We start from the raw sequence: 4,905 nt of genomic DNA on the forward strand, positions 1-4,905 counted from the left end.
GGGACGGCCAGCGGCAGGCCGGGTGGCAGGAGGAGCGGCGGATCCAGCGGCCGGGACGGGGTGGCAGGCTCCGCCAGGGCGGGGGGATCGCCGGCCGGCGGCAGGGATTCGGGCGGCGCCAGCGCCAGCAGGGTGGGCAGCAGCAGCAGAGGCAACGCGTGCGGCAGAGCCATGACCTGGAACCCCCGGAGCATCATCACGGAAATTTTATAACTGCTTAGGCGTGAACCCTCCAGCAAATTTTCAACCTATCGGCGTGGACTGGGCGGTTCAGCCGGGTGGCGCCCAGGGCTCCGCCGCGCCGCCCTGCCAGACGGCGTGCGGCCGGCGCCAGGCCACCGGATCGCGCATCGCCGCCACCAGCGAGGCCGCCATCACCGCCAGCAGCTTCTCCCCCTTCTCGGCGGTGGCGGCGCGCGGGTCGCCGATCACCCCGGTGTCCGGCGCGCGCTCGGCGAAGGACCAGAAGCGGTGCAGCCCTTCCGGCGCCGGCACGGCGGGGCCGGAGAGGGCGTTCGCGATCTCCTTCCGCCGCACCAGCTCGGGGGCCAGATGCATCACCAGGCTGGTTTCCGCCTCGCAGGCATGCTGCACGCCGGGCTGGGTGTCGAGCAGCGCGGCGATGCCCGGCATGTCCAGGCGGAACACGGTGCCGGCCACCACCGGCATGGCGAATTCGGCGCAGAGCTCGCGCGCCGCCACCGCCAGCGGGTCGATGTTGCCGCCATGGCTGTTGACCAGGAACAGCCGCCCGAAGCCCTGCGCCTTCAGCGAGCGGCAGACGCCGCGCAGCACCCGGTGCATGGCGTCGTAGTCCAGGCTGATGGTGCCGCCGAAGGGCAGATGGTGCTCGGACAGGCCGAGCCACATCGGCGGCAGCACCACCACGGGCAGGTCGCTGGCCAGGGCGGCGGCGCGCAGGCAGGCGGCATGGCCGATCAGGCTGTCGGTCCAGACCGGCAGGTGCGGCCCGTGCTGCTCCAGCGAGGCGACCGGCAACAGCACCAGCGCGTCGCGCGCGGCCAGCGCGCGCAGCTCCGGCGCGGTCAGCCGCTCCCAGCGGTGTTCGGTGTCCTGTGGCATCGTCCCCGTCTCCCGGTCTGTGACGCGGGCATGCTCGGCCCTGGCGGCGGCGAGGCCAAGGGGGGCGGCGGCAGAGGCCGCCCGGTTCGGTGCGCCGTCCGGCCGGCCAGCCTTCCGGCGTGGGCCGCGCGTCCCAGGCGGCGCCCGGGGCCGGCAGCGCCTAGAGCTGCGCCTCCAGCGGGAAGTAGCGGATGGCGCGGGCCATCATCCGGCGGCTCCAGGAGGCGTCGGGCTCGGCATGGACGGTGCCGTTCTGGTCGGTCCAGGACAGGCGGCGCAGCCTTCCGAGGCCCAGGCGCCAGGAGCGGCAGGGATCGGTCAGCCGCTCCGCCTCCTGCCGCAGCTGCGCCCCCAGCGCCGCGTGGCGGGCGAAGGCGCCCATCTCGGTGTTCAGATTGGCCGAGCGCGGGTCGAGGTTGAAGGAGCCGACGAACACCGCCTGCCCATCCACCAGCATCGCCTTGGTGTGCAGGCTGGCGCCGCGCGAGCCGAACACGCCGCTGCCATGCTCGCCGCTGCGCTTCAGCTCGTAGAGCCGCACGCCGAAGCGCAGCAGGTGCTTGCGGTAGCGGGCATAGCCGCTGTGCACCGCCACCACGTCGGTCGCGGCGAGCGAATTGGTGATCACCGTCACCGCCACGCCGCGCCGGCGCAGCTGGCCGATCAGCCGCAGCCCGTTGCGGCCGGGCACGAAATAGGGGGAGATCAGCACCGCCTCGCGCGTGGCGCCGCGCAGCATCGCCTCCACCGCCGGCGCCATGCCGCCGCCGATGCCGCGCCCCTTGGCCTTGGCCGGCGGGTCGGCCAGCACGCGCACCTCGCCCTCCGCCGGCAGCAGGGCGCGCCCCGGGTCGAGCAGCGCGGAGCGGCGCGCCGCCAGCGCCTGCAGATAGGGCCGCGCCTTGTCGGAGTCGGGCATCGCCGCCAGCTCGGCGCGGAAATCCTCCAGCGCCGCGGGCGAGATGCCGGCCACCTTGCGGAACTGCTCCACGGGGCGGGCCAGGCTGCTGGCCCAGTAGGCGTCGAAGGCATCCTGCGCCTGGCGCGCCGCCTGGCCCGCGATCAGCATGTCGAGGTCGCGGAAGTTGAAATCGCCGGCGGCGTCGAAATAGGCGTCGGCGATGTTGCGGCCGCCCACCAGGGCCAGCCGGCCATCCGCCACCCAGTTCTTGTTGTGCATGCGGTGGTTCAGGTGCCAGCCGCCGAGGGCGAATTCCAGCCCGAGGCCGAACTGGCCCAGCCAGCGCAGCCGCGCCGTGTTGAACAGCCGCACCTCGATGCGCGGATGCGCCGAGAGCAGGGTGATGCGCCAATCGGCGCCGAGGGCGTAGCTGTCATCCAGCAGCAGCCGCACCCGCACGCCGCGATCGGCGGCGGCCAGCACCTCGCGCGCCAGCAGCCCGCCGGTGATGTCGTCCGACCAGCGGTAATACTGCAGGTCCAGCGTGCGGCCGGCGGCGCGGGCCGTCGCGGCGCGCAGCATGAAGCCCTCCAGCCCGTCGCTGACCAGGGCCAGGCCGGTCTCGGCGCCGGAGGGCAGGGCGTCGGCCCAGGCATCGGCGGTGGAGGGCAGCGGGGCGGCGCCGGCCAGGACGGGGGCCATCAGCGCCACCGGGCTGGCCAGAGGGGGAGGAGCGGGGGGGAGGCCAGGGAGAAGGCCGGCGGCATGGCGCAGCGTCTCCGGGGCCGCGGGCGCGGTCATGCCGCCGCCGGCACGCCGGGCAGCCCGGCCACGGCGGGGGCCAGGCTGAGCCGCGCCTTCAGCGGCAGGTGGTCGGAGGCGATGCGCGCCAGCGGGGTGTCATGGACCTGCACATCCCGGACAACGCCCTGTGGCCAGCCAAGGATGCGGTCCAGCGCGAAGACCGGCAGGCGCGAGGGGAAGCTGGCCGGGCCGAAGCTGATGCCGGGGCCGAAGAAGGGCTCCAGCGCGCGCAGCGAGGAGCGCCGCCCCGGCCGCCACTCGTTCAGGTCGCCCATCATCAGCGTGGGCATGGCGGGGCCGGCGGCGATCGCCTCCAGGATGGCGGCGCCCTGGCGGGCGCGGCAGCGGCGCAGCAGGCCGAAATGCGCGGCGACGACGCGCAGCCGCCCGGCGGGCAGCTCCAGCTCGACGATGACGGCGCCGCGCGGCTCCGCCCCCGGCAGGGCCAGGCGCTGCACCGAGAGCGGCGTGCCCTGCCGCACCAGCAGCGCGTTGCCGTGCCAGCCATGCCCGTCCGGCAGGCGGGAGACGGGGACCAGGCTGAGCCCCAGCTCGCCCAGCGCGCCGGTGTCGAGCAGGCCGACGCGGCGGCCGAAGCGGCGGTCGGCCTCCTGCACCGCGACCAGATCGGGCGCCATCTCGGCGATGACGCGGGCGATGCGCGCGGGGTCGAAGCGCCGGTCCAGCCCGACGCATTTGTGGACGTTGTAGGAGGCGACGGTGATCGGCGCGGTGCTGGCGGGCTCGGGCGCGATGGCGGGCAGGGCCGGGATGCCATGCGCCTGGCGCAGCCCGGCCAGCCCGGCCTCCTGGCGCAGCAGGCTGCTCATGCGTGGTGGGTCCGGTGATGCATCGGTGCTGCCCTCCGCCTCGGGGAATGGCGGCAGCGCGGCACCGCCCTGGGGAATGCCCCCTGCCGGAAAACCTAGGAAACGGAGCCAGGGTTTCCAAGGCTTTGCCGATTCGCCGGGTGGCGGGGGCGGGGTGCGGGGGCGGCGCATCGGCGGATCCGGCGGGGGTTCGGGGCGGGCGACCCTGCCGCAGCCCGGTTGCGGCTTTCTGAACGGAAGGCGGGGTCCGGGGTGGCCCTGCCACCCCGGCGGGGGTTTCAGGGGGCGGAGCCCCCTGTCTTATTGCAGCCCGAGCAGCGAGCGGGCGTAATCCCGCGCCGAGAAGGGCCGCAGATCGGCCGCCTTCTCGCCCACGCCCACCGCATGCACCGGCAGGCCGAATTCCTGGGCCAGCGCCACGACGATGCCGCCCTTGGCCGAGCCGTCCAGCTTGGTGACGACGAGGCCGGTGACGTTCACCATCTCGGCGAAGACCTTGCATTGCTGGGTGGCGTTCTGGCCGGTGGTGGCGTCCAGCACCAGCAGCACCGAATGCGGCGCGGTCGGGTCGACGCGCTGCATCACGCGCACCACCTTGCGCAGCTCCTCCATCAGCGCGCCCTTGTTGTGCAGGCGGCCGGCGGTGTCGACCAGCAGGATCTCGGTGCCGTCGGCCTGCGCCGCCTTCAGCGCGTCGAAGGCGAGGCCGGCGGCGTCCGCCCCTTGCTTCGCCGGGGCGTGGACCTGGGCGCCGGTGCGGTTGCCCCAGATCTGCAACTGCTCGACCGCCGCGGCGCGGAAGGTGTCGCCGGCGACGAAGGCCACCTTCTTCCCCTGCTCGCCGAATTGCTGGCCGAGCTTGGCGATGGTGGTGGTCTTGCCGGTGCCGTTGACGCCGACCACCAGCACGACATGCGGGCGCTTCGCCGCGTCGATCTCCAGCGGCTTCGCCACGGGGGCGAGGATGGCGGCGATCTCCTCGGCCAGCGCCTCCTTCACCTCGGTGTCGGAGACCTCCTTGCCGAAGCGGGTCTTGCGGAAGCGCTCGACGATGCGCTGCGACGCGGCGACGCCGAGATCGGCGGTGATCAGCGCCTCCTCCAGCTCCTCCAGCGCCGCCTCGTCCAGCTTGCGCCTGGTGAAGAGGCCGGTGAGGCCGTCGGTCAGCCGCGCGGTGGAGCGCGACAGGCCGGCCTTCAACCGGGCGAAGAAGCCGCCGCGCGGCGTGTCGTCCTCGGTGGCCGCCGGCGCGGCGGGTTCGGGCGCCCGGGACACGGGCAGGGGGGC

Annotated in this window: 5 protein-coding genes; all 5 read right to left on the reverse strand. The window is 74.4% G+C overall.

Annotated features, from left to right (window positions below):
* Window positions 1-239: hypothetical protein (locus HMPREF0731_RS25920; RefSeq protein WP_408734759.1), on the reverse strand; the 239-nt coding region annotated here is incomplete at its 3' end.
* 31 nt (window positions 240-270) lie between these two features.
* Window positions 271-1,083 (reverse strand): creatininase family protein, encoded by an 813-nt coding sequence (locus tag HMPREF0731_RS07800; RefSeq protein ID WP_007003528.1) that lies wholly within the window; start codon window positions 1,081-1,083, stop codon window positions 271-273.
* A 160-nt stretch (window positions 1,084-1,243) separates the two neighbouring features.
* Window positions 1,244-2,785 carry a phospholipase D family protein gene (locus HMPREF0731_RS07805; RefSeq protein ID WP_007003529.1) on the reverse strand — a complete coding sequence of 514 codons (1,542 nt, stop codon included), beginning with the start codon at window positions 2,783-2,785 and terminating at the stop codon, window positions 1,244-1,246.
* Window positions 2,782-3,618 carry an endonuclease/exonuclease/phosphatase family protein gene (locus HMPREF0731_RS07810; RefSeq protein ID WP_007003530.1) on the reverse strand — a complete coding sequence of 279 codons (837 nt, stop codon included), beginning with the start codon at window positions 3,616-3,618 and terminating at the stop codon, window positions 2,782-2,784. Before HMPREF0731_RS07810 ends, HMPREF0731_RS07805 begins: the two co-directional genes overlap by 4 nt.
* Window positions 3,619-3,918: 300 nt before the next feature.
* Window positions 3,919-4,893 (reverse strand): signal recognition particle-docking protein FtsY, encoded by a 975-nt coding sequence (gene ftsY, locus HMPREF0731_RS07815; protein ID WP_051014737.1) that lies wholly within the window; start codon window positions 4,891-4,893, stop codon window positions 3,919-3,921.
* Window positions 4,894-4,905: the final 12 nt, after the last annotated feature.

This window comes from Pseudoroseomonas cervicalis ATCC 49957, from assembly GCF_000164635.1.
GTDB lineage: Bacteria > Pseudomonadota > Alphaproteobacteria > Acetobacterales > Acetobacteraceae > Pseudoroseomonas > Pseudoroseomonas cervicalis.

Excerpts from the sequence above, each read along its gene's own strand:
- HMPREF0731_RS07810 (WP_007003530.1), bottom strand. The coding sequence starts at position 3,618 with ATGAGCAGCCTGCTGCGCCAGGAGGCCGGGCTGGCCGGGCTGCGCCAG.
- HMPREF0731_RS07800 (WP_007003528.1), bottom strand. The coding sequence starts at position 1,083 with ATGCCACAGGACACCGAACACCGCTGGGAGCGGCTGACCGCGCCGGAG.
- HMPREF0731_RS07805 (WP_007003529.1), bottom strand. The coding sequence starts at position 2,785 with ATGACCGCGCCCGCGGCCCCGGAGACGCTGCGCCATGCCGCCGGCCTT.